Below are 25,499 nucleotides of genomic sequence, written 5' to 3' on the forward strand. Positions count from 1 at the left end.
AGCGTGGCGTGCTCGTCGAGAGGAAAGGCCGGCGCAGGGCCGGCCTTCTACAACACTTACAGCAGCAGGGTGCGGATATCGCCCAGCAGGTCGGACAGGCGCTTGGTGTAGCGCGCGGCGGCTGCCCCGTTGATCACGCGGTGATCGTAGGACAGCGACAGCGGCAGCATCAGGCGCGGCTGGAAGGCCTTGCCGTCCCACACCGGCTGCATGGTTGCCTTGCTGACACCCAGGATCGCCACTTCCGGCGCGTTGACGATCGGCGTGAAGCCGGTGCCGCCAATGTGGCCGAGGCTGGAGATGGTGAAGCAGGCGCCCTGCATGGCGTCGGCGGAGAGCTTCTTGGTGCGCGCTTTCTCGGCCAGTTCGGCGGCTTCGGCGGCGAGTTGCAGGAGGCTCTTCTGGTCGACGTTCTTGATCACCGGGACCAGCAGACCGTCCGGGGTGTCCACGGCGAAGCCGATGTTCACGTACTTCTTGCGGATCAGCGCTTTACCGCTGGGCGCCAGCGAGCTGTTGAAGTCCGGCATTTCCTTGAGCAGGTGGGCACAGGCTTTCAGCAGGATCGGCAGTACGGTCAACTTGACGCCAGCCTTCTCCGCGACGGCTTTCTGAGCCACGCGGAAGGCTTCCATCTCGGTGATGTCGGCCGAATCGAACTGGGTCACGTGCGGCACGTTCAGCCAGCTGCGATGCAGGTTGGCAGCGCCGACCTGCATCAGGCGGGTCATCGGCACTTCTTCCACTTCGCCGAACTTGCTGAAGTCGACTTCCGGAATCGGCGGGATGCCCGCGCCACCGGTAGCGCCAGCCGGCGCGCCGGATTTGGCGCGCTGCAGTTGCTCTTTGACGAACAGCTGCACGTCTTCCTTGAGGATACGGCCTTTGGGGCCGGTGCCTTTCACTTCGGACAGTTCGACGCCGAACTCACGGGCGACCATGCGCACGGCGGGGCCGGCGTGAACCTTGGTGCCGTCACGGCTGGGCGCGCCGACCGGAGCGGCTTCGGGGGCAGCTCCAGAAACTTTGCCCGGAGCTGCGGCAGCCGGTGCGGGAGCTGCGGCAGGAGCAGCAGCGGCCGGAGCCGGAGCAGCAGCCGGAGCTTCAGCGGCGGCCGGGGCCGCTGCGCCCGCGACCTTGAGCTTGAGGATCAGGTCGCCGGTGCCGACTTCGTCACCGATCTTGATCGACACGCTTTCCACCACGCCGGAAGCCGGCGAGGGGATTTCCATGCTGGCCTTGTCCGACTCCAGGGTGATCAGCGACTGGTCAGCTTCGACCGTATCGCCGGCTTTCACCATGACTTCGATGACGTTGGCCTTGCCAGCCGAGCCGATGTCCGGGACGTGGATGTCCTGGACGCTGGCCGCGGCGGGCGCGGCAGCCGGCGCCGGAGCAGCGGCCGGAGCCTCTGCCTTCGGTGCTTCGGCGGCCGGTGCCGGAGCTTCGGCCTTGGGCGCTTCGGCGGCAGCCGAGCCACCCTCGACTTCCAGCTCGAGGATTTCGTCGCCTTCCTTCAGGGTGTCGCCCACCTTGACCTTCAGGCTCTTCACCACGCCGGCTTTCGGCGAGGGGATTTCCATGCTGGCCTTGTCGGATTCCAGGGTCAGCAGGCTCTGGTCGGCCTCGACGGTGTCGCCGACCTTGACCAGCAGTTCGATGACTTCACCCTGACCATTGCCGATGTCGGGTACACGAATCAGTTCGCTCATCGTGCCTCTCCTCAGCAGTCCAGCGGGTTGCGTTTTTCGGGGTTGATGCCGAACTTGGCGATGGCCTCGGCCACCACTTTGGGTTCGATATCACCGCGATCGGCCAGGGCTTCCAGCGCGGCCAGCACGACCCAGTGGCGGTCGACTTCGAAGAAGTCGCGCAGCTTGCGGCGGCTGTCGCTGCGGCCGAAGCCGTCGGTACCCAGGACCTTGAATTCCTTGCTCGGAACCCACTGGCGGATCTGCTCGGCGTAGAGCTTCATGTAGTCGGTGGAGGCAATGACCGGGCCCTTGCGGCCGGACAGGCACTCTTCGACGTAGCTCTGCTTGGGCTTCTGACCCGGGTGCAGGCGGTTCCAGCGCTCCACGGCCAGGCCGTCGCGGCGCAGTTCGTTGAAGCTCGGAACGGACCAGACGTCGGCACCGATGCCGAAGTCTTCGCGCAGGATTTTCGCGGCGGCTTCGACTTCGCGCAGGATGGTGCCCGAACCCAGCAGCTGCACGTGATGCGCGGCGTCCTTCTTGTCCTCATCGAGCAGGTACATGCCCTTGATGATGCCTTCCTCGGCGCCCTTGGGCATGGCCGGCTGGACGTAGTTCTCGTTCATCACGGTGATGTAATAGAAGATGTCCTGCTGCTCTTCGATCATCTGCCGCGAGCCTTCGCGGATGATTACCGCCAGCTCGTAGGCATAGGTCGGATCGTAGGTGCGGCAGTTCGGGATGGTCGCCGCCAGCAGGTGGCTGTGACCGTCTTCGTGCTGCAGGCCTTCACCGTTCAAGGTGGTACGGCCGGCGGTGCCGCCGATCAGGAAGCCGTGCGCGCGGCTGTCGCCAGCGGCCCAGGCCAGGTCGCCGATACGCTGGAAGCCGAACATCGAATAGAAGATGTAGAACGGCAGCATCGGCTGGTTGTGCGTGGAGTACGAGGTACCCGCGGCGATCCAGCTGGACATGGCGCCGGCTTCGTTGATGCCTTCCTCGAGGATCTGACCTTTCTTGTCCTCGCGGTAGAACATCACCTGGTCCTTGTCAACCGGCTCGTACAGCTGGCCGACGGAGGAGTAGATACCCAGCTGACGGAACATGCCTTCCATACCGAAGGTACGGGCTTCGTCCGGCACGATCGGGACGATGCGCGGGCCGAGTTCCTTGTCCTTGACCAGCTGCGAGATGATCCGCACGAAGGCCATGGTGGTGGAGATTTCGCGGTCGCCCGAGCCGTCGAGCATGGCCTTGAGGGTTTCCAGCGGGGGAACCGGGACCTGGAAGCTCTTCTCGCGGCGAACCGGCATCACGCCGCCCAGCGCGGCACGGCGGGAAGCCAGGTACTTGGCTTCGGCGCTGCCTTCCTCGGGGCGGTAGAACGGCAGGTTTTCCAGGTCGGCATCCTTGATCGGGATGTCGAACTTGTCGCGGAACGACTTCAGGGACTCGACGTCGACCTTCTTGACGTTGTGCGCGATGTTCTTCGCTTCGCCCGAACCGGTACCGTAGCCCTTGATGGTCTTGGCCAGGATGACGGTCGGCTGGCCCTTGTGGTTGACCGCCTGGTGGTAAGCCGCATAGACCTTGTAGGGGTCGTGGCCGCCACGGTTGAGTTTCCAGACCTCTTCGTCGGAGAGGTCCTTGACCATCTCCAGCAGTTCCGGACGCGCACCGAAGAAGTGTTCACGCACGTAGGCGCCGTCTTTGGCCTTGTAGTTCTGGTACTCGCCGTCGATGACCTCGTCCATGCGCTGCTGCAGCAGGCCGGCGGTGTCCTTGGCGAACAGAGGGTCCCAGAAGCGACCCCAGACCACCTTGTTGACGTTCCACTCGGCGCCACGGAATACGCCTTCGAGTTCCTGGATGATCTTGCCGTTGCCGCGAACCGGGCCGTCGAGGCGCTGCAGGTTGCAGTTGATGACAAAGATCAGGTTGTCCAGCTTCTCGCGGCCGGCCAGGGAGATCGCGCCCAGGGATTCGGGCTCGTCGCACTCGCCGTCGCCCATGAAGCACCAGACCTTCTGCTTGCCGGCAGGGATGAAACCGCGGCTTTCCAGGTACTTCATGAAGCGTGCCTGGTAGATCGCCTGGATCGGGCCCAGACCCATGGAAACGGTCGGAAACTGCCAGAAGTCCGGCATCAGCCAGGGGTGCGGGTAGGAAGACAGGCCGTTGCCGTCCACTTCCTGGCGGAAGTTGTTCAGCTGGTCTTCGCTGATGCGGCCTTCGAGGAAGGCGCGGGCGTAGACGCCGGGAGAGGCGTGGCCCTGGAAGAACACCAGGTCGCCGCCGTGCTCGTCGGTCGGGGCCTGGAAGAAGTAGTTGAAGCCAACGTCATACAGGGTCGCCGAGGAGGCGAAGGAGGAGATGTGGCCACCCAGATCCGGGTCGTTCTTGTTGGCCTTCATCACCATCGCCAGGGCGTTCCAGCGCACCAGGGAGCGGATGCGGCGTTCCATGAACAGGTCGCCGGGCATACGGGCTTCGTGGGTGACCGGGATGCTGTTGCGATACGGCGTGGTGATCGCGTAGGGCAGTTGGGTGCCGGACCGGCTGGCCAGCTCGCCCATACGGGTCATCAGGTAATGGGCGCGGTCTTCACCTTCACGGTCCAGGACCGATTCCAGGGCGTCCAGCCATTCCTGGGTTTCGACGGGATCGAGGTCTTGCATGGCTTGCTCCAGGGCGGAAAGGCTTCCAGAATCGGAAGCCAGTAGATCGTTGCCGATAGCTGCGCCAACCTCGTGGGCGACGCGGCGAATTCTTGGAAGTGCTCCGGGGGTACGCCCGGCGGGTTGTAGTTTTACTACAAATCGCCAGCGGATACATCCCTCCACCAGAAAAAGTTAGTAGTAAAACTACAGGGGCGCGAAAAGACAGGAATGCCGGCGCCTCGCCGACCACTCAGGATAGACCATGAGCCTGCCGTCCCTGGCCGCTTTGCCGGCTACTCTCAAGCCCCTCGCCGAGCGGGCTGAGCAGAATTTCCGCACCGCCATCGCCGCGTTTTCTCCCGAGCAGATCGCCAGTTTCGAGAGCTGGTCCGACGAGCGGCATGCCGATTTCGCCCGCGTCACCGCTGGTAGCGATTTCGTCGCCGAGCAGGTCCAGCGTGATCCTGCCTTTCTATTGGAGCTCGCCGCGACCGGTGAGCTGGAGCGGGGAATGCAGCCCGGCGAGATGGGCGCGCAGCTGGAAGCGCTGCTGGCCGACTGCGCCGACGAGGATGAACTGGGCCGCCGCCTGCGCCGTTTCCGCCGGCGCCAGCAGATGCGCATCATCTGGCGCGACCTGACCCGCCGCAGCGACCTGGCCGGCACCTGCCGCGACCTGTCGGACCTCGCCGACGCCTGCATCGACCAGTCCCTGTCCTGGCTATACCAGCGCCACTGCCAGCAGTTCGGCGTGCCCATCGGCAACCGTTCGGGCCTGCCGCAGAAGATGATCGTGCTGGGCATGGGCAAGCTGGGCGCGGGCGAGCTGAACCTGTCTTCGGACATCGACCTGATCTTCGGCTACCCCGAAGGCGGCGAGACTCAGGGCGCCAAGCGCGCACTGGATAACCAGGAGTTCTTCACCCGCCTGGGGCAGAAGCTGATCAAGTCGCTGGACGCGATCACCGTCGAAGGCTTCGCCTTCCGCGTCGATATGCGCCTGCGCCCCTATGGCTCCAGCGGCCCGCTGGTGCACAGCTTCGCCGCGCTGGAACAGTACTACCAGGATCAGGGGCGCGACTGGGAACGCTACGCGATGATCAAGGCTCGCGTGGTTGGTGGCGACCAGGAAGCCGGCCAGCGGCTGCTGGAGCTGCTGCGTCCGTTCGTCTACCGCCGCTACCTGGACTTCTCCGCCATCGAGGCGCTGCGCACCATGAAGCAGCTGATCCAGCAGGAAGTCCGGCGCAAGGGCATGAGCGAGAACATCAAGCTGGGCGCCGGCGGCATCCGCGAGGTGGAGTTCATCGCCCAGGCCTTCCAGCTGATCCACGGCGGTCGCGACCTCAGCCTGCAGCAACGGCCGTTGCTGCGCGTGCTGGCCATCCTCGAAGGGCAGGGCTACCTGCCGCCGCAGGTGGTCGCCGAGCTGCGCGAGGGCTACGAGTTCCTGCGCTATGCCGAGCATGCGCTGCAAGCCATCGCCGACCGGCAGACGCAGATGCTCCCGGAGGACGAGTTCGAGCGTATCCGCGTGGCCTTCATCATGGGCTTCGCCAACTGGTCGGCCTTCCATCAGGCCACCAATCAGTGGCGGGAACGCATCGACTGGCATTTTCGTCAGGTCATCGCTGATCCGGACGAGGACGAAGACGGCCAGGTCGACACCACCATCGGCGGCGAGTGGATTCCGCTGTGGGAAGAGGCGGTGGACGAGGAGTCCGCCTGCCGGCAGTTCGCCGATGCCGGGTTCGCCGAGCCTGCGCAGGCCTGGAAGCGCCTGACCGACCTGCGCCATGGTACGCAGGTGCGGGCCATGCAGCGCCTGGGGCGCGAGCGGCTGGATGCCTTCATGCCGCGGCTGCTGAACATGATTGCCGAGCGCGGCCCAGCGGACGTGCTGCTGGAGCGCACGCTGCCGCTGATCGAGGCAGTGGCGCGGCGCTCGGCCTATCTCGTGCTGCTCACCGAGAACCCCGGCGCGCTGGAACGCCTGCTGACACTCTGCGCGGCGAGCCCGATGGTGGCCGAGCAGATTGCCCGCTTCCCCATCCTGCTCGATGAACTGTTGAATGAAGGACGGCTGTTCCGTCCGCCGCGGGCTGCCGAGCTGGGCGCGGAGCTGCGCGAACGGCTGATGCGCATCCCCGAGGACGATCTCGAGCAGCAGATGGAAACCCTGCGCCACTTCAAACTGGCCCACGCCCTGCGCGTGGTCGCCTCGGAGATCGCCGGGACGCTGCCTTTAATGAAGGTCAGCGACTACCTGACCTGGCTGGCCGAGGCGATCCTCGAGCAGGTGCTGAGCCTGACCTGGGACCAACTGGTGCAGCGTCACGGGCGACCGACCCGCGTGGATGGCACGCCCTGCGATCCGGACTTCATCATCATCGGCTACGGCAAGTCCGGCGGCCTGGAGCTGGGCCACGGCTCGGACCTGGACCTGGTGTTCATCCATGACGGCGACCCGCAGTGCGAGACCGACGGCGAGAAGTCCATCGATGGCGCGCAGTTCTACACGCGACTGGGGCAGAAGATCATCCACTTCCTCACCGCGCAGACGCCGTCCGGCATGCTCTACGAGGTGGACATGCGCCTGCGTCCGAGTGGCGCTTCCGGCCTGCTGGTCAGTTCGTTGCGCGCTTTCGAAGCCTATCAACTGGGCGAGGCCTGGACCTGGGAGCACCAGGCGCTGGTGCGCGCCCGCGTGCTTGCGGGCTGCCAGCGGGTGGCCAAGGCTTTCGAGGCGATCCGCGCGAAAGTCATCGGCCAGCAGCGTGATCTGGCCGAGCTGCGCAAGGAAGTCAGCGAGATGCGCGCGAAGATGCGCGACAACCTCGGCACCCCGAGCACAGCTGCCGGCACTGCGCCGAACGCCTTCGAGGCCGCGGCCCCGTTCGATCTCAAGCAGGATGCCGGTGGTATCGTCGATATCGAATTTATGGTGCAATACGCGGCCCTGGCCTGGTCGTGGCAGCATCCGGAGCTGGTGGAGTTCACCGACAACATCCGCATTCTGGAAGCGCTGGAGCGGGTCGGGTTGATGTCCGGCGAGGATGTCCTGAAGTTGCAGGACGCCTACAAGGCCTACCGGGCGGCGGCTCACCGATTGTCCCTGCAGAAGCAGCCGGGCGTGGTGGGCGGCGACCACTTCCATGCCGAGCGACGCATGGTGATGCAGATGTGGAAGGCCTTCGAGCTGACCTGATTCGCTGCGATTTCCCTTCCCTGGCCTTTTTGAACAGTGGAGCCAGCATCCGGCGGATGATGTTCGCCGGAGCGCCCCGCGCTGTCGGTTGAGTTGCGCGGGTCTATAGATGTCAGGAGCGAGGCGCATGATGCCATTGCGCCAGGTCACAGGGAGTGACGAAATCCGCCCGGCCGGCTGATCGGCTGGGCTAGACTGCCGGCATTCGATGCTCGGCACCCGATCGTGAGGGCACGCGCCACACGGTTGGATGAATGGAGTACGGGGAGGCGAGAGCCTCCCCGGTCGTTTCTGGAAAAGGCATGAGAATTCTGATCGTAGGCCCCTCCTGGGTGGGCGACATGGTGATGGCGCAGACACTCTTCCAGTGTCTGAAGCAGCAGCATCCGGACTGCGTGATCGACGTGCTGGCGCCCGACTGGAGCCGGCCGATCCTCGAGCGCATGCCCGAGGTGCGCCAGGCCCTGAGCTTCCCGCTCGGCCACGGCGTGCTGGACATCGCCTCGCGCCGCCGTATCGGCAAGACTCTCAAGGGCCAGTACGACCAGGCTATCCTTCTGCCCAACTCGCTGAAGTCGGCGCTGGTGCCGTACTTCGCCGGTATTCCCAAGCGCACCGGCTGGAAGGGCGAGATGCGCTACGGCCTGCTCAACGATATCCGCACGCTGGATAAAGAGCGTTACCCGCTGATGATCGAGCGCTTCATGGCGCTGGCATTCGAGCCGGGTGCCGAGCTGCCGCAGCCTTATCCACAGCCACGCCTGGCCATCGACCCGCAGAGCCGCGAGGCCGCGCTGGCCAAGTTCGGCCTGAGCCTGGACCGCCCCGTGCTCGCCCTGTGCCCCGGCGCCGAGTTCGGCGAGGCCAAGCGCTGGCCGGCCGAGCACTACGCCAAGGTCGCCGAGGTGAAAATTCGCGCCGGCTGGCAGGTGTGGATCTTCGGCTCGAAGAATGACCATCCCGGTGGCGAAGACATCCGCATGCGCCTGATTCCGGGCCTGCGCGAGGAGTCGGTGAACCTTGCCGGCGAGACCGCGCTGTCCGAGGCCATCGACCTGATGTCCTGCGCCGGCGCCGTGGTGACCAACGATTCCGGCCTGATGCATGTGGCCGCCGCGCTGAACCGCCCGTTGGTGGCCGTCTACGGTTCTACCTCGCCGCAGTTCACTCCTCCTTTGGCCGATCAGGTGGAAATCGTCCGCCTCGGCCTGGAATGCAGCCCCTGCTTCGATCGTGTGTGCCGCTTCGGCCACTACAACTGCCTGCGCGAGCTGAAGCCGCGCCCGGTGATCGAAGCGCTGGACCGACTGGTCGCTGACCCGGTGGACGTGGAAGGGTAGGGGCGATGGCATTTGGTTGCGGCCGCGACGTCGGCCAGTTTGGCGCAGCACAAGGCGCGAGGAGAGAGGTTTGGTAGTTCCAAATAAACGACGAGTAACGCAGGGCTGCGCCAAACTGGCCACATCCCTTCGGGTTGCGTGCAAGATTGCGCCATGCAGCGTTGCGGAATTTGACAAGGGGAGCGCCCTTGCCTGCATTCCGCGCCTTGCCTGGCGCAATCTGGCCCAGCAACGCGGCTCGCAACGAAATGCCATCCGCCCCTAGTATGAGGGTCCTGCTGATCAAGACTTCGTCCCTGGGCGATGTCATCCATACCCTGCCGGCGTTGACCGACGCTGCCCGTGCCATTCCCGGCATCCAGTTCGACTGGGTGGTGGAGGAGGGCTTCGCCGAGATTCCCGCCTGGCATCCGGCCGTGGCGCAGGTGATCCCGGTGGCGATCCGCCGCTGGCGCAAGAATCTCTGGCAGACGATCAAGAGCGGCGAGTGGAGTCGCTTCAAGCGCCGCTTGAAGGAAGTCGATTACGACCTGGTGATCGACGCCCAGGGCCTGCTCAAGAGTGCCTGGCTGACCCGTTACGTACGCCGCCGCACGCCAGTCGCCGGGCTGGACAAGGAGTCGGCGCGCGAGCCGGCCGCCAGCCGCTTCTATAACCGTACCTACCCGGTTGCCTGGGGGCAGCACGCCGTCGAGCGCGTGCGCCAGCTGTTCGCCCAGGCGCTGGACTATCCGCTGCCCGCCGGCACCGGCGACTACGGCTTGGACCGCAATCGCCTGCTGGACTCGGTGGAGAGCGAGCCCTACCTGGTGTTCCTCCACGGCACCACCTGGGTGACCAAGCACTGGCCCGAGGTCTACTGGCGCGAGCTGGCCCAGCGCATGGGCGAGCGCGGCTGGCAGGTTCGCCTGCCGTGGGGCAACGACGCCGAGCGGCAACGCGCCGAACGGCTCGCCGAAGGCTTGGAAAACGCCTCGGTGCTCCCCAAATTAAGTCTCGCAGGCATGGCCAAGGTACTGGCCGGCGCTTCCGCCTGCGTGGCGGTCGACACCGGGCTCGGACACTTGGCCGCCGCCCTGGACGTGCCGACGCTATCGCTGTTCGGCCCGACCAACCCCGGTCTGACCGGCGCCTACGGGCGCTCGCAGGTGCACCTGGCCAGTGATTGGCCCTCGTGCGCGCCCTGCCTGCAGAAGACCTGCACCTACCAGCCGACGGCCGAAGACAAGCGCCAGTTCGACCTGCGGCATGAACAGCCTCTGTGCTTCACGCGCCTGAATCCCCAGCGTGTGGCAACTCAGCTGGAGGCACTGCTGCTGGCCCCGGAGACGCTTCGATGACCCTGGCTTTCGTCCTCTACAAGTACTTCCCGTTCGGCGGGTTGCAGCGCGACTTCATGCGCATCGCCCTGGAATGCCAGCAGCGCGGCCACGCCATCCGCGTCTACACGCCCATCTGGGAGGGCGAGGTGCCGCCTGGTTTCGACGTGCGCGTGGCGCCGGTGAAGTCGCTGTTCAACCACCGCCGCAACGAGAAATTCAGCGCCTGGCTGGCGGCGGACCTCGCGCGTTCGCCGGTGGACCGGGTGATCGGTTTCAACAAGATGCCCGGCCTGGACGTCTATTACGCCGCCGACGGTTGCTTCGAGGACAAGGCGCAGACCCTGCGCAATTCCTTCTACCGTCGCTGGGGCCGCTACAAGCACTTCGCCGACTACGAGCGGGCGGTGTTCGCGCCGGAGTCCAAGACCGAGATCCTGATGATCTCCGAGGTCCAGCAGCCGCTGTTCATCAAGCATTACCGCACCCCCGAGGCACGCTTCCACCTGCTGCCGCCGGGCATCGCCCAGGACCGCCGCGCGCCGGCCAACGCCGCCGAGATCCGCGCCGAATTCCGCCACGAGTTCAAGCTGGCCGACGATGACCTGCTGCTGGTGCAGATCGGCTCCGGCTTCAAGACCAAGGGCCTGGACCGTAGCCTCAAGGCGCTGGCCGCGCTGCCGCGCTCGCTGCGCAAGCGCACCCGGCTGATCGCCATTGGCCAGGACGATCCCAAGCCGTTCCTGCTGCAGGTGAAGGCGCTGGGGCTGTCGGACAACGTGCAGATCCTCAAGGGGCGCAGCGATATTCCGCGTTTCCTGTTGGGTGCCGACCTGCTGATTCATCCGGCCTACAACGAAAACACCGGCACCGTGCTGCTGGAAGCGCTGGTCGCGGGCCTGCCGGTGCTGGTCACCGACGTCTGCGGCTACGCCCACTACATCGACGAGGCAAACGCCGGGCGCGTGGTGCCGTCGCCCTTCGAGCAGGAGCGCCTGAACGCCATGCTCAAGGACATGCTGGAAGACGACGTGGCGCGTGCCGACTGGTCGCGCAATGGCCTGGCCTTCGCCGACAGCGCCGATCTCTACAGCATGCCGCAACACGCCGCCGACCTGATCCTGCGGGAGCGCGCATGAACGCTTTTGCTCTCGTAGGAGCGAGCTTGCTCGCGAAGAATTTTTCGGCATGCCGCAGCGTCACGCGGGTTCGCGAGCAAGCTCGCTCCTACAAAGGCGCTGACCATGAAGCTTGAGCTGCACGAACCGTTCAAGCGCCTGTGGGCCGGCAAGGACCCGTTCGCCGAAGTCGAACGCCTGCAAGGCAAGGTCTACCGCGAGCTGGAAGGCCGCCGCACGCTGCGTACCGAAGTCGAGGGGCGCGGTTTTTTCGTGAAGATCCACCGCGGCATCGGCTGGGGCGAGATCGTCAAGAACCTGTTCAGTGCCAAGCTTCCGGTGCTGGGGGCGGGCCAGGAACAGCGCGCCCTCGAGCGCCTGCACCAGGCCGGCGTGGCGACCATGACCGCGGTGGCCTATGGCGAGCGTGGCGGCAATCCGGCTGCGCAGCACTCCTTCATCATCACCGAAGAGCTGGCGCCGACCACCGACCTGGAAGTCCTTTCGCTGGACTGGCTGCAGACGCCGCCCGAGCCGCGCCTGAAGCGCGCGCTGATCGCCGAAGTGGCGAAGATGGTCGGCACCATGCACCGCGCCGGGGTCAATCACCGCGACTGCTACATCTGCCACTTCCTGCTGCACACCGACCGCCCGATCAGCGCTGATGACCTGCGCCTGTCGGTGATCGACCTGCACCGCGCCCAGACCCGCGCCGCCACCCCGCGCCGCTGGCGCGACAAGGACCTGGCGGCGCTGTATTTCTCCGCGCTGGACATCGGCCTTACGCGCCGTGACAAATTGCGCTTCCTGCGCGGTTACTTCCTGCGCCCGCTGCGTGACATTCTCAGGGAGGAGGCCGCGCTGCTGGCCTGGATGGAGCGCAAGGCAGCCAAGCTCTACGACCGCAAACAACGATACGGAGACCTGCTCTGATGGCCGGCTGGGTACTCGAAGCCGACTACCAGCATCTCGCCGCCGAATTCGGCAGCCTCGATGCCGTGTTCGCCCTCGAAGGCGAGCGCATCACCAAAGACGCCATGTCCGACGTCGTGCGCATCGAGCGCGATGGCGTGCGTTATTACGTCAAGCGCTACCGCAAACCGGGCAAGGGTTTCCGCCGCTATCTGCCGCGCCCGCGGGTGAAGGCCGAGTGGCAGAACCTCAAGCAGTTCGCCAAGTGGGGCATTCCCACGGCGCAGGTGGTGGCTTACGGCCTGGAACGCGTCAACGGCGGCTTCTCCCGCGGTGCGATCATCACCCGCGAGCTGGTCGGCACCGAGGACCTGCATGCCCTGGCCAAGCAGGACGATCCGCGCCTGAAGGATCGTGCCTGGGTCGAGCACGTCATGCGCCAGTTGGCCGACTACACCCGGACCATGCATGACCACCACTTCACCCACAACGACCTGAAGTGGCGCAACATCCTGGTGGACGGCGAGGGCACCGTGTACTTCATCGACTGCCCGATCGGTGATTTCTGGGTCAGCTTCATGCTGCGCTACCGCATCACCAAGGATCTGGCCACCCTCGACAAGGTCGCCAAGTACCACCTCTCCTACACGCAGCGTCTGCAGTTCTACCTGATGTACCGGCGCCGCGAGCGATTGAACGCGTCGGACAAGAAACGTGTCCGACAGATCGTCCATTTCTTTGAGGGACGCGAGTGAAGGATTTCATTGCCGAGGGCGACCAGGCCCTGCTGGAAAACAATGCCCTGGCCGATTTCGACGCCCTCTGGGCACTGCAGCTGGAAGCCGTGGACGAGCCCAATACCGAGCGCGGCGGCTGGAGCAGCGTGTACCGCCTGGAGCTGGACGGCACCGCCTACTACCTCAAGCGCCAGAGCAACCACCTGACCCGCAGCCTGAAACGCCCGCTCGGCGAGCCGACCTTCAGCCGCGAGTTCCGCAATATCCAGCGCTACCACCAGCTCGGCATTCCGTCGATGCAGGCAGCGTTCTTCGGTGCGCGGCAGGTCGGCGGCGAGCGCCGGGCGATCCTGATGACCCGCGCCCTGGACGGCTGGCGCGACCTCGACAGCCTGCTGCAGGGCTGGTCGAGCCTGCCTGCCGAGCGTCGCCAGGCCATCCTGCGCGCCTGCGGCATGCTCGCCCGTCGTTTGCACGAGGCTGGGCAGATGCATGGCTGCTTCTACCCCAAGCACATCTTCCTGCGCGAAACCGACGACGCCTTCGAGGCAACCCTGATCGACCTGGAGAAGACCCGCCCGCTGTGGTTTGGCCAGCGCGACCGCGTGCGCGACCTCGAGCCGCTGCTGCGCCGCGCGCCGGACTGGAACGAGACCGACGTGCGCAACCTGCTGGCGGCCTACCTGGGCACCTCATCCACCGGTCCCGAGGTAGACGACTGGTATCGCCGCCTCGGCGCACGCCGCAAGAAGAAGGAAAACCGCGCATGAGGCTGTCGGCCCTGCGCGATGCCGGTCGCGCTCCCGCGCTGCCCCTGCGCATCGAGCTGGAAGACGGCGCCGGCCCGGCCGAGCTGCGCCTCGACCGACTGCTGCGCGTACTGCCCGGCCAGCGCTACGTCGGTGCGGCCAATTGGCGCGGCCGATCGGTGCTGGCCAAGCTGCTGGTCGGCAGCAAGGCTGCGCGGCACTTCCAGCGTGAGCGCGAAGGCGTGCGCCTGCTCGCCGAGCAGGGCCTGACCACGCCGCAACTGCTGGCCGATGGGCTGAAGGACGGCGAGGGCGGCTGGCTGCTCTTCGAGTTCCTCGATAACGCCGAAAGCCTCTGGGACGCCTGGCGCGCCGTGGAAGGCGAACCGTTGTTGTCCGATGGGCAGACCACGGTCATCGCCGAAGCGCTGACCGCCATTGCCCAGTTGCACCTCAAGGGCCTGTGGCAGGAAGACCTGCACCTGGACAACCTGCTGCGCCACGCCGACCAGCTTTACCTGATCGACGGTGCCGGCATCCGTGCGGAAACCCCCGGGCAGCCGCTGTCGCGCAAGCACGTGCTGGAAAACCTCGGCGTGTTCTTCGCCCAACTACCGGCCAGCCTCGATCCTTATCTCGAGGAATTGCTGATCCATTACCTGCTGGCCAATGGCGAGCATGCGCTGCCGCTGGAGGCCCTGCAGAAGGAAATCGCCAAGGTTCGACGCTGGCGCGTCGGCGATCTGATGAAGAAAATCGCCCGTGACTGCAGCCTGTTCAGCGTGTTCAAGGGGCCGTTCGGCCTGCGCGCGGTGCGCCGCGAGGAAGAAGAGGGCCTGCAACCGCTGCTGGACGATCCGGATTCCTACATAGATCGCGGACACCTCTACAAGACCGGCGGCGCCGCGACTGTCGCTCGCGTGGAGCTGAATGGCCGGCCGCTGGTGGTCAAGCGCTACAACATCAAGAACCTGCTGCACTGGTTCAAGCGCTTCTGGCGCCCCAGCCGCGCCTGGGCTTCCTGGCGCGAGGGCAACCGCCTGGACTTCCTCGGCATCGCCACACCCAAGCCGCTGGCAGTGATCGAGCGGCGCTGGCTGTGGCTGCGCGGCCCGGCCTTCCTGATTACCGATTACCTGGCCGGTCAGGATATAATCGCCCGTTTCAAACCCTACCTGGACCAACCGGAGGGGGGCGGCCTGCCGCCGGAATCGGATCTTGTGGCCCTGGACAGACTGTTCGTGGCGTTGGTGCGCGAGCGCATCAGCCACGGCGACCTGAAGGGGCACAACCTGTTCTGGCAGGAGCAGGGCGAAGGCGGGCAATGGTCGCTGATCGACCTCGATGCCATGCAGCGCCACTCGCGAGAAGCGAGCTTCGCCCGCGCCTATGCCCGCGACCGTGCGCGCTTCCTGCGCAACTGGCCAGAGGGCAGCGCACTGCACAAGCTGCTCGACGAACGTTTACCGCGGGTGCCTGGCACCCGCCCAGATGAAAGAGGCTAGACCCTGTGGCATTGACCATCCTCGGCCTGTCCGGCGCCGTAAGCCATGACCCTTCCGCCGCCCTGTACATCGACGGCAAGCTGGTCGCGGCCGTCGAAGAAGAGCGCTTCGTCCGCGACAAGCACGCGAAGAACCGCATGCCCTACGAGTCGGCCAAGTTCTGCCTGGAGCAGGCCGGGATCAAGCCGTCGGACGTTGACGTGGTGGCTATTCCCTTCGCCCCCATCAGCATTTTCGACAAGGCCCGCTGGCACTATGCCAAGCGTTACGCCTACGCGCCGGACCGTGCGCTGGACGCCATCCTGCTCGGCAACCGCCGCTACCACCGCTACTACAAGCGTATCCAGTGGTGCCTGCAGCAGTTGGGCTTCGACCTGAAGAAGGTCAAGATCCAGCCGGTCGAGCACCACCTGGCCCACGCCTCCAGCGCCTATCACTGCTCGGGCTTCAAGGAGAAGACCGCGATCCTCGGGATCGACGGCAAGGGCGAGTACGCCACCACCTTCTTCGGCTACGGCGAGAACGGCAAGATCCACAAGATCAAGGAGTTCTACGACCCGGACTCCCTGGGCGGCCTGTACGGCGCACTGACCGAATACCTCGGCTTCGACATGCTCGACGGCGAGTTCAAGGTCATGGGCATGGCGCCCTACGGTGATGCCAGCAAGTACGATTTCTCCCGTCTCGCCAAGTTCGAGAACGGCGAGCTGATCATCAACACCGACTACGCCAACGTCATCGGCTTCCGTCGCTACAAGGAAAAGGGCAAGGGCTACTACTTCTCGCCCAAGCTGATCGAGTGGCTCGGCCCGAAACGTGAAGGCGATATCGCCGACGATCCCTACATCCACTATGCCGCCAGCATCCAGGCACTGTTCGAGAAGCTGGCGCTGGAGATGATGGATTACTACCTGGGCGACATCATCCGCGAGACCGGCAAGATCGCCTTCGCCGGCGGCTGCGCGCTGAACGTCAAGCTCAACCAGAAGATCATCGCCCGCCCCGAGGTCAAGGAGCTGTACGTACAGCCCGCGGCCAGCGACGCCGGCACCGCCGTTGGCGCCGCCGCGTACGTGTCCTGGGAGCGCGGCGTACCGGTCGAGAAGATGGAACACGTCTACCTCGGCCCGGAATACAGCAACGAAGACGTCATCGCCGCCTGCGCCCGCCACGAGGCCAAGCCGCAATGGCGCAAGATCGACAACGTGCCCGAGCACATCGCCAAGGTGCTGGTCGAAGGCAACCCGGTGGCCTGGTTCCAGGGCCGCCTGGAGTTCGGCCCGCGCGCCCTCGGTGGCCGTTCGATCATCGGCTGCCCGAGCATTGCCGGCGTGGCTGATCGCATCAACGCGCAGATCAAGTTCCGCGAGCGCTGGAGGCCCTTCTGCCCGTCGATGCTCGATACCGTCGGCCCGCAGATGTTCAAGATCGACCACCCGGCGCCATTCATGACCTTCACCTTCGAAGTCAACGAAGAGTGGAAGACCCGCGTGCCGGAAGTCGTCCATGAAGACGGCACCTCCCGCGCCCAGGTCTTGAAGCGCGAGTTCAACCCGCGCTACTACGACATGATGAAGGAACTGGAGAAGCTCACCGGCAACGGCGTGGCGCTCAATACCTCGCTGAACCGCCGCGGTGAACCGATGGTCTGCTCGCCCACCGACGCGCTGAACATGTTCTACGGCTCGGACCTGCAATACCTGATCATGCAGGACATCCTGGTGGTCAAGGACGGCGTGGAGTCCCATGACTCGGTCGGCTGAACCGCGCGTTCTGCAGTTCTGCCATGGCTACGACGGGCCGTTCCTCGACTGCGCCCGTCAGTACGCCAGCCTGTTTGCCGGCACCGGTTACCGGGTTACGACGGTGTTCCTCACCGGCGCGCCCGATCCGGAAGTCGTGGCCGGTTGCGCCAGCGACGAGGTGCTCTTCCTCGACTACAGCTCGCGAGACATCCGCGGGCTGAAGCTCAAGGCGATCCGCGACCTGCGCGAGATCGCCCGATCCCGCGATTTCCGCTTCTGCATCGCTCACCGCTTCAAGCCGACCTGGATCGCCATGCTCGGCACCAAGCTGCCGATCATCGGTGTGCACCACGGTTTCGGTGATTTCCAGCGCCTGGGGCGCAAGCTGTTCGCGCGCTTCTTCGCCGAGCGCTTGAGTCTGCTGGGTGTATCCAATGCGGTGCGTGACGAAATACGCGCCTGCCTGCCGGCCTGGCCGCACGAACGCATCGAGACCCTGTACAACCGGGTCGACGTCGACGCGCTGCAGGCTCAGCAGGTTGAACGCTATCCCGCTCGCCAGCACCTGGGGCTGGCAGACAATGCCTGGGTGGTCGGCAACGTCGGCCGCCTGCATCCGGACAAGGACCAGGCCACCCTGCTGCGTGGCTTCGCCCGCGCACTGCCGCGCCTGCCGCACAACAGCCTGCTGGCAATCCTGGGCAAGGGCCGTCTGGAAGAAGACCTCAAGGACCTCGCGCGGGAGTTGGGCATCGCCGATCGCGTGCTGTTCCTCGGCCAGGTCCCGGACGCCAAACGCTACTTCAAGGCCTTCGACGTGTTCGCCCTGACCTCCGACCACGAGCCGTTCGGCATGGTCCTGCTGGAGGCCATGGTCGCCGGTGTGCCGCTGATCTCAACCGCTGGCGGCGGTGCCGGAGAAATCGTCGAAGGGCTGGGGATTCTCTTCCCGCTTGGCGACGATGCGGCGCTGGCCGAAGGCCTGCGGCACCTGTCGGTGCTGGACCGTGAGCAGCGGGTGATGTGCGTGGAGCAGATGGAGCAGCGCCTGCAGACGCGCTTCTCCGATGGCGCGGTGCGCCGGGAATTCTGGAGTCTGCCGCTGGTGAAGGCGCTGCTCGCCTCTTCCCGCTGACGGGCCTGCAGATATCCTTTTCTCTCTACCAGCCCGGACGCTGGTTTTGCCCTTTTGGCGATTCATTGACGAGCGCGCGATTGCAAATGTTGGAACTCAAGCTGGAAGAAGGCCGGCGCTGGCTGAGCGATGGAAATGTACAGGTTCCCATCGTCCCCTTCGGAGAGTGCCGCGGGCGTTATCAGGGCAGCGTCTTTGTGCTGGCCTCCGGTCCCTCTGCGGGAGAGTTTCCGCTGGCCCGTTATGCGGATTGGCCGATCATCGCGATGAATGGCTCCATCGTTCGCTGTGTCGACGAGCAGATCACGCCCTTCTTCTATATCTGCGATGATCCCGGCTTCGTGCGTGATAGGCCCGATCTCGCCCGCTTGGGCGCCCGCAGCGCCACGCACCTGGCGATGAGCCTGAACTGCTTCCAGGAACTGCATCGCCATGATCCGACCGTGTTGGCGCAGCGAGCGAACGTCCTGCTGCTGGAGCGGGTCAATCGTCGCCATGGCATGGCCGTGCTCTCGGACCGTTCCTATGCCTGGTCGATCCGCAAGGACCCGGACCTGATCTGCGGTTTTTCCTTATTGCGCAAGAAGACCAATCGCATCGGTTTCAGCTGCGACATGAGCAAGGGCTACTTCGGCGCGCGCACCATCCCCTTTGCTGCGACGCAACTGGCCTGTCACCTTGGGTTCAGCCAGGTATTCATCATCGGCATGGACCTGAACAAGAGCATCGGGCGTTTCTACGAAACCGGGGCAGCGGCGCTGCCCAGCAGCCTCGATGAAGATTTCGAGGACTACATCCTGCCCAGCTTCCGGATCGTTGCCGAGCAGGTGTCGTCCCGCTACCCGTTGCGGCTGTTCAATCTGTCGCCGGACAGCCGGTTACCGGCCAGTGTTGTGCCGAAAGTCCAACCCACCCAGCTGGATGCATTACTCGAGGCAGAAATGACTGTGACGGGTGGCAAATGCCTGCGAGGGAGATCGTGATGGATCTGCAGCAACTGATTGAATGCTGGAAGTGCGAAGTTTCGAACAAGAAGAAGCCCGGTAGTCGCATTGGCCTGTTCAGCAACATCGTGAAACGCGCCTACAAGAGCAACGTGCTGCGCTACCTGCTGCAGTTTCGTCTGGCCCAGTTCCTTTACGCCAAAGGCGGAATGCGCCGACGTTACGCGCTGCGCCTGCAGCGCAAGTTGAACCGGCGCTATGCGGTGGACATCAGCGTTGCCGCGCAGATCGGCCCCGGTTTCCGGATCGCTCACCTGCCGGGAGTGGTCATCACCGGCTACGCGCAGATCGGCAGGAATTTCTTCATTCGGCAGAACTCCACGGTGGGCATCAAGACGTTGGGGCTATCGCGTTACGCGCTGGTGATCGGTGACGATGTGAGCCTCGGTGCGCACAGTTGCATCATCGCCGATGAACTCGAGATTGGCAGTGGTGTCACCATTGGGGCGATGTCCTTCGTCAACAAGGACCTCCCGGCGGGTTGCACCTATTACAACGTTCGTCAGAGCCAGATTCTCCACGCCCCATCCTGAGACGCCATCGCCTTGACCGGGCTGTTCAGCGTCCCCTAATCTTCGCGGCGCATTGTCTTTCGCCGGCCCGCTTGTGGGTGGTGAGGGGGCCGGGTGCAGGGATGCCGCGCGATAGCCGAGTCCGGGCCGGGATGCACGCTAAATTCGAATGCCGCCCTCTGGGATGTAAAGGTGAGTCTTGAGAGTTCTGTTCCTGGTTCAGAAAGAGCAACGTGCCATTCTCGATCGCCTGTATGACGGTGTCGCGGAGCATTGCGGCTGCGATCTGCGCTGGCTGAGCAGCGATGAGCAGGCCAATCTGCGCCGTTACTTCCGCGAGCACGTGGATGTCTCGAAGTACGACCGCATTCTGTTCTTCCTGCGCTTCAAGAAGGAAATACGCCAGGCGTCGTTCATTCGCAGCGTGCCGAACCTGGTCATTCTCGAACACGATGCCTACCAGAACTACATTCCCTGCAAGTACACCGGGAAGTTCAGCGCGCACTATCGCCGCCTGCCCTGGGTCAGGGTGATCAGCTCTGGTTTCATGGTCAGCGAGCGTCTGCGCCAGGAAGGCTTCGATGCGGTCTTCGTGCCCAAGGGCTATGACCAGAATCTGCTGCATGATCTGGGGCGGGAGCGGGACATCGAACTGGCCTTCGTCGGCAGCACTGGCAGCGTGGCCTACAGCGGACGCAAGGCACTGCTGGACGAGCTGGGGCAGGTGGAAAACCTGCTGGTGACCAAGACCAACTCGGGCGAGGACTACCTCAATACACTCAACCGCATCCGCTTTTTCGTCAGCGCAGATGTCGGCATGGGCGAGTACATGATCAAGAATTTCGAGGCCATGGCCTGTGGCTGTGTGCTGCTGGCGTATGACCAGGGTGAAGCGGAGAACCGCGCGCTGGGGCTGCAAGATATGCACAACGTGGTGCTCTACCGTGATGTGGCGCAGCTACGCAGCAAGCTGCAGCTGCTCAGGGAAGACCCGCAACGTGCCGCGCGTATCGCCGAGGCCGGGCGCGCACTGGCTGTGGCAGGCTTCGGGTTCAGCCAGATCGGTGCGCGGATCGTTGCGGCGATGGCTGCCCCGCTGCGCGAACGGCCCCGGCCCGGTATGCTGGAGCGCTTGCGCCTGGCCCTGGGAATCTGACCCGTGGCCATTTCCTGTCGGTTATTGAGGTGTCTGTGGAATACCCGCTGATTTCCGTGCTGGTGCCTTGCTATAACCGCGAACGCTATATCGAAGAGACGCTGCTGAGCATTCTTCGGCAGGACTACCCGAACTTCGAGCTGATCGTGGTGGATGACGGGTCCCGGGACAACAGTGTCGAGAAGGTCGAGGCACTGCAGCAACAATATGGCTTCCAGTTCTACCGTCAGGCCAACCAGGGCGTCAGTGCTGCGCTCAACACGGCCCTGAGCCACGCCCGGGGCGAGCTGGTGGCGACGCCGGACTCCGACGACATCATGATGCCGGGGCGACTGAGTCTGCAGGCGAGCTACCTGTGCGAGCACCCCGAGGTCGGTTGCCTGGGCGGGCGCGCGGTGTATATCGACGCCAATGGCCAGCACCTGAAGGGGGGGCCGGGGAACGGCGTGCGCCATTACAGTTTCGACGAGTTGCTGGGGCAGGCCATCGCCATTGGTGCGACCGTGGCCATGTACCGGCGCGAGGCCATGGACCGGGTTGGCGGATATGATCCGCAGATCCGCATCCAGGACTTCCAGATGACCCTGAAGATCGCCCACCTGGGCTACCGGGTAGAAGTGCTCCCGGAGGTGGTCAGCGGTTACCGTCGTCATGAGGGCAACCTGTCGAGGACGGCGTACAAGAGGCAGCTCGATTACGACTGCATGGCGGTCGCGTCTTATCGTGATCACCCAGCCTACGCCGCCGGCCTGACCTGTATTTTCAACAAGGCGCTCAAGCAGTCGGTTGTCTGTGACAAGCGCTACGCCTGGTCTCTGCTGTTGCAACTGCCGCCGTGGCGCTGGAATCGCGTTACCCTGCGGCGGATTCGCCATTTGCTGTTCAAATTCGGGCGGGAATAAGAAGTTTGTCGATGAAGGATGTGATTGCCCAGGCCTGGAATGCCTGGTGCCCACGCTTGACTCCCATGGGCGCCAGCCAGCGCAGGGGCAGCCGGATAGCCGAGGCCATGCTGGGCGTCGGCGTGCTGTGGAGCATCGCTGGCGTGATGCTGACGCCAAGCATGAAGTTCTACTTCCAGATGGTCGCGCTGTTCGTCTATTTGCCGTCGCTGTGGTTGTGCATCTCCCGCCGGCAGGAGCTTGGACACCTGCTGCGGGCCCATCGGGAAATGTGGATTCTCCTGGCGCTGTTCGGCTGGGCGGTGCTGTCGCTGCTTTGGTCGACCTCTGGAAAGCCGCTGGGCCAGTTCAAGACGACCTCGCTGTTCATGCTGTTCACCTTCGGCTGGGTGCTTTGGGCTCGCGCAGACGAGCGCCGGTTGCGCTTGACCATGCTTTCCATGGGGCTGGTGGTCGGGCTCTATAGCCTGGCGGCCCTGTCGTTCGCACCGCAATACGGTGGAGGGCGTCTCAACGGGTTTGGCGGCTTCCTCGACAATCCCAATGCAGCGGCCTACTCGATCGCTTTTGTCACGGTGATGTGCGTGCCGTTATTGCCTCGGCGCGGCTGGCGACAACTGCCCTGGGTGGTCCTGCTCGCGCTCTCGCTGGTCTACGTTGCACTGTGCGGCAGTCGTGGAGCCCTGCTGGCGCTGATGGTCACGGCGATTTTCAGTCTCGGGCTGGTGCCCGGCCGGATTGCCAAGCTCCTGCCCCTGCTTCTGCTGGTGGGTGGAGTGACGTTGGTTATCGTTGAGCCGGGGCTGATGGAGCGTGGCGATGCCGAGCGATTCGAACTGCTGCGCCATGCCTGGCCACAGATTCGCGAACATTTCTGGATTGGTGTAGGCCTGGGGGCTGACTATACGGTGAGCAGTGGGAATGCCGTTTACGAAAACGGCGCCCACAACTTCCCGGTGCACACTGCCATCCAGTACGGCGTGCCGGCGCTGGCGGCTTTCCTGTTGCTGTGGGGCATGATCGGCTTCCAGGCCTGGCGTTGCCGCTCGCGGGCGCTGGGGCTGTCGGTGATGCTGCTGTGGGTGTTCTCCAGCGTCGCCATGCAGTTCGACGTGTTCAGCCTGTGGGAGCGCACGCGCGCCATGTGGCTGATGCCCTGGGTCGTGATCCTGCTGGGGCTGAGTCTGGAACGCTGGCCGCAGGTGCGGCCGGCGGTCATGGAGCCGAGTTGAGGAACTGCTTGAGCTCGGGCAGCGGCCAACGCACCTGGCTGCGCGCGAGATAGGCCTGCGACAGGCTGTCGAGGTTGCCGGCCAGGAGCCACTGGCGATCGCCGGTGTAGCGCAGCATGTGGGCGAAGTTGCGCTTGCGCTGCTGGCGCGAGAGCGCCCGGCGCTGCTTCTTCATGTCGGCGAGGTCGATCAGGCCCAGCGTGCCTTCCGGGGTCTTCACCACGTTGCCCAAGTGCAGCGAGCGGAAGTACACGCCCTGATCGTGCAGGTCCGCGATCAGCGTGCCCAACTGCGCAGCGAGCTGCTGGTCGGCCTCGCCAGCGGCGATCACCTGGCGCAACGTGTCCCCCGGCAGCGGCTGGTAGTGCACCGCGTCACGGGCGATTTCCGCGATGCGATAGACCTCGATGATCAGCGGGCAGGGCACCGCCAGGCGCTGCAGCGTTGCGGTGTTGTCGGCGAAGCGCTGCGCATAGGGATAGAGCGCCGCCGAGGAGATCAGCCGTTTGCGCCGGAACAGTTTCAGGAAGTTGCCGTCCGCCAGACGCAGGACCTTATCGCCATGCTTGTCGGCTTCCAGCACCTGGGCGCCGGCGCGCAGCGCTTCGTAGGCGGAGAGAGCGAGGTCTTGCATAGCGGGTCCCTGAATCGATAGCCGGCTATAGTAGCCCAGCCGCCGGGCAAACGAGAGCGCTGTGTTATAATCGCCGACCTTTTAAGCGTGCGATTCCTACATGTCCGGTAAAGAACCCCAGGCAACTTCCAGCCTGAAGATCTACTTCCGACTGCTGTCCTATGTGCGCCCGTACATCGGGATGTTTCTGCTCAGCATCGTCGGCTTTCTGATCTTCGCCGCGACCCAGCCGATGCTGGCGGGCATCCTCAAGTATTTCGTCGACGGCCTGGCCCATCCGGATGCCAAGCTGTTCCCCAATTCCTCCGTGGACTGGCTCCGCGACCTGTCGCTGCTCTACGCCGTGCCGTTGCTGGTAGTGCTGATCGCCGTCTGGCAAGGCGTCGGCTCCTTCCTCGGCAACTACTTCATCGCCAAGGTATCCCTGGGGCTGGTGCAGGACCTGCGCATCGCGCTGTTCAACAATCTGCTGACCCTGCCCAACCGCTATTTCGACAGTAACAACTCCGGCCACCTGATCTCGCGGATTACCTTCAACGTGACCATGGTCACCGGCGCGGCCACCGACGCCATCAAGGTGGTGATCCGCGAAGGCATGACCGTGGTCTTCCTGTTCCTCTCGCTGCTGTGGATGAACTGGAAGCTGACCCTGGTGATGCTGGCGATCCTGCCGATCATCGCGGTGATGGTGACGACCGCCAGCCGCAAGTTCCGCAAGCAGAGCAAGAAGATCCAGGTGGCCATGGGCGACGTGACCCATGTGTCCTCCGAGACCATCCAGGGCTACCGCGTGGTTCGCAGCTTCGGCGGCGAGCCCTACGAGCGTGAACGCTTCCGCCATGTGACCAGCGAGAACACCAGCAAGAACCTGCGCATGAACAAGACCTCGGCGATCTACACGCCGATGCTGCAGCTGGTGATCTACAGCGCCATGGCCGTGCTGCTGTACCTCGTACTGCTGCTGCGTGGCGATGCCACCGTCGGCGACCTGGTGGCCTATATCTCCATGGCCGGCCTGCTGCCCAAGCCGATCCGCCAGCTGTCCGAAGTCAGCTCGACCATCCAGAAGGGCGTGGCCGGCGCGGAGAGCATCTTCGAGCAGCTCGACGAGCAGCCCGAGGTGGACAACGGCACCATCGAGCGTGACCGTGTGCAGGGCCGCCTCGAAGTGAAGAACCTCAGCTTCACCTACCCGGGCACCGAGAAGAAGGTCCTCAACGACCTGAACTTCAGCGTCGAGCCCGGCCAGATGGTGGCGCTGGTCGGCCGCTCCGGCAGCGGCAAGTCGACCCTGGCCAACCTGATCCCGCGCTTCTACGACCACAGCGATGGGCAGATCCTGCTCGATGGCACGGACGTCGAAGACTACAAGCTGAGCAACCTGCGCCGGCACATCGCGCTGGTGACCCAGCAGGTCAACCTGTTCAACGACAGCGTGCTCAACAACATCGCCTATGGTGACCTTGCCAGTCGGCCGCGCGAAGCGGTGGAAAAGGCTGCCGATGACGCCTTCGCCCGCGAGTTCATCGACCGCCTGCCCGAAGGTTTCGAGACCGAGGTCGGCGAGAACGGCGTGATGCTTTCCGGCGGCCAGCGCCAGCGCCTGGCGATTGCCCGCGCGCTGCTCAAGGACGCCCCGGTGCTGATCCTCGACGAGGCCACCTCGGCGCTGGACACCGAGTCCGAGCGGCACATCCAGGCCGCCCTGGAAAAGGTCATGGAAGGTCGCACCACCCTGGTCATCGCCCACCGCCTGAGCACCATCGAAGCGGCGGACCTGATCCTGGTGATGGACCAGGGCCATATCGTCGAGCGCGGTACCCACGACCAACTGATCGCCCAGAACGGTTACTACGCCCGCCTGCATGCCCGCCAGTTCGCCGACGATCCCGTCGACGGGACTGAAGAAGCACCGGTCGGGCAGCCGGTATGACGCA

At 64.6% G+C, this 25,499-nt stretch carries 19 protein-coding genes; 16 read left to right on the plus strand and 3 right to left on the minus strand.

All coding sequences use genetic code 11. From position 1 onward, the window contains the following. Nucleotides 1–56: 56 nt before the first annotated feature. Together aceF and aceE are read right to left on the minus strand one after the other, a co-directional pair. Nucleotides 57–1,712 carry a dihydrolipoyllysine-residue acetyltransferase gene (aceF, locus tag AC2T4A_RS07635; RefSeq protein ID WP_416750875.1) on the minus strand — a complete coding sequence of 552 codons (1,656 nt, stop codon included), beginning with the start codon at nt 1,710–1,712 and terminating at the stop codon, nt 57–59. Nucleotides 1,713–1,723: 11 nt separating this feature from the next. After that, the gene (gene aceE / locus AC2T4A_RS07640; RefSeq protein ID WP_045216080.1) at nt 1,724–4,372 is read right to left on the minus strand and encodes a pyruvate dehydrogenase (acetyl-transferring), homodimeric type; all 2,649 of its coding nucleotides are present in this window, start codon (nt 4,370–4,372) and stop codon (nt 1,724–1,726) included. Between the two features lie 244 nt (nt 4,373–4,616). Here aceE and glnE point away from each other — a divergent pair, with 244 nt between their 5' ends. The 15 genes from glnE to AC2T4A_RS07715 all read left to right on the plus strand — a co-directional run bounded on the left by glnE (nt 4,617) and on the right by AC2T4A_RS07715 (nt 22,928). Further along, nucleotides 4,617–7,562 (plus strand): bifunctional [glutamate--ammonia ligase]-adenylyl-L-tyrosine phosphorylase/[glutamate--ammonia-ligase] adenylyltransferase, encoded by a 2,946-nt coding sequence (glnE, locus tag AC2T4A_RS07645; RefSeq protein WP_486743020.1) that lies wholly within the window; start codon nt 4,617–4,619, stop codon nt 7,560–7,562. Nucleotides 7,563–7,864: 302 nt separating this feature from the next. After that, complete coding sequence (gene waaF / locus AC2T4A_RS07650) at nt 7,865–8,902, plus strand: lipopolysaccharide heptosyltransferase II (protein ID WP_416750870.1); 1,038 nt, start codon at nt 7,865–7,867, stop codon at nt 8,900–8,902. Nucleotides 8,903–9,168: 266 nt separating this feature from the next. Further along, on the plus strand, nt 9,169–10,242 hold the full coding sequence (gene waaC, locus AC2T4A_RS07655) for a lipopolysaccharide heptosyltransferase I (protein ID WP_416750868.1): 1,074 nt from the start codon (nt 9,169–9,171) through the stop codon (nt 10,240–10,242). Continuing rightward, nucleotides 10,239–11,360 (plus strand): glycosyltransferase family 4 protein, encoded by a 1,122-nt coding sequence (locus AC2T4A_RS07660; RefSeq protein WP_486743021.1) that lies wholly within the window; start codon nt 10,239–10,241, stop codon nt 11,358–11,360. The genes waaC and AC2T4A_RS07660 overlap by 4 nt, the downstream gene beginning before the upstream one ends. Nucleotides 11,361–11,465: 105 nt before the next feature. Next, nucleotides 11,466–12,272, plus strand: coding sequence for a lipopolysaccharide core heptose(I) kinase RfaP (rfaP, locus tag AC2T4A_RS07665; RefSeq protein WP_486743022.1), 807 nt, complete (start codon nt 11,466–11,468; stop codon nt 12,270–12,272). Continuing rightward, nucleotides 12,272–13,006: a lipopolysaccharide kinase InaA family protein gene (locus tag AC2T4A_RS07670; RefSeq protein WP_478378582.1), complete on the plus strand. Its 735-nt coding sequence runs from the start codon at nt 12,272–12,274 to the stop codon at nt 13,004–13,006. The genes rfaP and AC2T4A_RS07670 overlap by 1 nt, the downstream gene beginning before the upstream one ends. After that, nucleotides 13,003–13,758, plus strand: a complete 756-nt coding sequence (locus AC2T4A_RS07675) for a lipopolysaccharide kinase InaA family protein (protein WP_416750859.1) — start codon at nt 13,003–13,005, stop codon at nt 13,756–13,758. Before AC2T4A_RS07670 ends, AC2T4A_RS07675 begins: the two co-directional genes overlap by 4 nt. Next, a complete protein-coding gene (locus AC2T4A_RS07680) occupies nt 13,755–15,242 on the plus strand; it encodes a lipopolysaccharide kinase InaA family protein (protein ID WP_486743023.1) in 1,488 nt (495 codons plus the stop codon). The genes AC2T4A_RS07675 and AC2T4A_RS07680 overlap by 4 nt, the downstream gene beginning before the upstream one ends. 5 nt (nt 15,243–15,247) lie before the next feature. Then, on the plus strand, nt 15,248–17,005 hold the full coding sequence (locus AC2T4A_RS07685; RefSeq protein WP_054909987.1) for a carbamoyltransferase family protein: 1,758 nt from the start codon (nt 15,248–15,250) through the stop codon (nt 17,003–17,005). After that, on the plus strand, nt 16,989–18,122 hold the full coding sequence (locus tag AC2T4A_RS07690) for a glycosyltransferase (protein WP_486743024.1): 1,134 nt from the start codon (nt 16,989–16,991) through the stop codon (nt 18,120–18,122). The genes AC2T4A_RS07685 and AC2T4A_RS07690 overlap by 17 nt, the downstream gene beginning before the upstream one ends. Before the next feature lie 86 nt (nt 18,123–18,208). Next, nucleotides 18,209–19,105 carry a lipopolysaccharide core biosynthesis protein gene (locus AC2T4A_RS07695; protein WP_416750851.1) on the plus strand — a complete coding sequence of 299 codons (897 nt, stop codon included), beginning with the start codon at nt 18,209–18,211 and terminating at the stop codon, nt 19,103–19,105. Further along, on the plus strand, nt 19,105–19,659 hold the full coding sequence (locus AC2T4A_RS07700) for a serine acetyltransferase (RefSeq protein WP_486743025.1): 555 nt from the start codon (nt 19,105–19,107) through the stop codon (nt 19,657–19,659). Before AC2T4A_RS07695 ends, AC2T4A_RS07700 begins: the two co-directional genes overlap by 1 nt. Before the next feature lie 178 nt (nt 19,660–19,837). Beyond that, entirely contained in the window at nt 19,838–20,794 is a 957-nt protein-coding gene (locus tag AC2T4A_RS07705) for a glycosyltransferase family protein (protein WP_416750847.1), read from the plus strand. A 35-nt stretch (nt 20,795–20,829) separates the two neighbouring features. Then, a complete protein-coding gene (locus AC2T4A_RS07710) occupies nt 20,830–21,696 on the plus strand; it encodes a glycosyltransferase family 2 protein (RefSeq protein WP_416750844.1) in 867 nt (288 codons plus the stop codon). 11 nt (nt 21,697–21,707) lie between these two features. Then, nucleotides 21,708–22,928 carry an O-antigen ligase family protein gene (locus AC2T4A_RS07715; protein WP_486743026.1) on the plus strand — a complete coding sequence of 407 codons (1,221 nt, stop codon included), beginning with the start codon at nt 21,708–21,710 and terminating at the stop codon, nt 22,926–22,928. On the opposite strand, the gene AC2T4A_RS07720 is transcribed toward AC2T4A_RS07715, so the two are convergent. Beyond that, nucleotides 22,912–23,562 carry a lipopolysaccharide kinase InaA family protein gene (locus AC2T4A_RS07720; RefSeq protein ID WP_478378587.1) on the minus strand — a complete coding sequence of 217 codons (651 nt, stop codon included), beginning with the start codon at nt 23,560–23,562 and terminating at the stop codon, nt 22,912–22,914. The genes AC2T4A_RS07715 and AC2T4A_RS07720 overlap by 17 nt on opposite strands. A 100-nt stretch (nt 23,563–23,662) precedes the next feature. On the opposite strand from AC2T4A_RS07720, the gene msbA reads away from it, so the two are divergent. Further along, nucleotides 23,663–25,495, plus strand: a complete 1,833-nt coding sequence (msbA, locus tag AC2T4A_RS07725; protein WP_486743027.1) for a lipid A export permease/ATP-binding protein MsbA — start codon at nt 23,663–23,665, stop codon at nt 25,493–25,495. The last annotated feature ends 4 nt before the right edge of the window (nt 25,496–25,499 follow it).

This window comes from Pseudomonas sp. PVC-3-1, from assembly GCF_057444315.1.

Excerpts from the sequence above, each read along its gene's own strand:
- AC2T4A_RS07680 (WP_486743023.1), top strand. The coding sequence starts at position 13,755 with ATGAGGCTGTCGGCCCTGCGCGATGCCGGTCGCGCTCCCGCGCTGCCC.
- aceE (WP_045216080.1), bottom strand. The coding sequence starts at position 4,372 with ATGCAAGACCTCGATCCCGTCGAAACCCAGGAATGGCTGGACGCCCTG.
- AC2T4A_RS07670 (WP_478378582.1), top strand. The coding sequence starts at position 12,272 with ATGGCCGGCTGGGTACTCGAAGCCGACTACCAGCATCTCGCCGCCGAA.
- rfaP (WP_486743022.1), top strand. The coding sequence starts at position 11,466 with ATGAAGCTTGAGCTGCACGAACCGTTCAAGCGCCTGTGGGCCGGCAAG.
- AC2T4A_RS07720 (WP_478378587.1), bottom strand. The coding sequence starts at position 23,562 with ATGCAAGACCTCGCTCTCTCCGCCTACGAAGCGCTGCGCGCCGGCGCC.
- msbA (WP_486743027.1), top strand. The coding sequence starts at position 23,663 with ATGTCCGGTAAAGAACCCCAGGCAACTTCCAGCCTGAAGATCTACTTC.
- waaC (WP_416750868.1), top strand. The coding sequence starts at position 9,169 with ATGAGGGTCCTGCTGATCAAGACTTCGTCCCTGGGCGATGTCATCCAT.
- AC2T4A_RS07695 (WP_416750851.1), top strand. The coding sequence starts at position 18,209 with ATGTTGGAACTCAAGCTGGAAGAAGGCCGGCGCTGGCTGAGCGATGGA.
- AC2T4A_RS07690 (WP_486743024.1), top strand. The coding sequence starts at position 16,989 with ATGACTCGGTCGGCTGAACCGCGCGTTCTGCAGTTCTGCCATGGCTAC.
- glnE (WP_486743020.1), top strand. The coding sequence starts at position 4,617 with ATGAGCCTGCCGTCCCTGGCCGCTTTGCCGGCTACTCTCAAGCCCCTC.
- waaF (WP_416750870.1), top strand. The coding sequence starts at position 7,865 with ATGAGAATTCTGATCGTAGGCCCCTCCTGGGTGGGCGACATGGTGATG.
- AC2T4A_RS07700 (WP_486743025.1), top strand. The coding sequence starts at position 19,105 with ATGGATCTGCAGCAACTGATTGAATGCTGGAAGTGCGAAGTTTCGAAC.
- AC2T4A_RS07715 (WP_486743026.1), top strand. The coding sequence starts at position 21,708 with ATGAAGGATGTGATTGCCCAGGCCTGGAATGCCTGGTGCCCACGCTTG.
- aceF (WP_416750875.1), bottom strand. The coding sequence starts at position 1,712 with ATGAGCGAACTGATTCGTGTACCCGACATCGGCAATGGTCAGGGTGAA.
- AC2T4A_RS07660 (WP_486743021.1), top strand. The coding sequence starts at position 10,239 with ATGACCCTGGCTTTCGTCCTCTACAAGTACTTCCCGTTCGGCGGGTTG.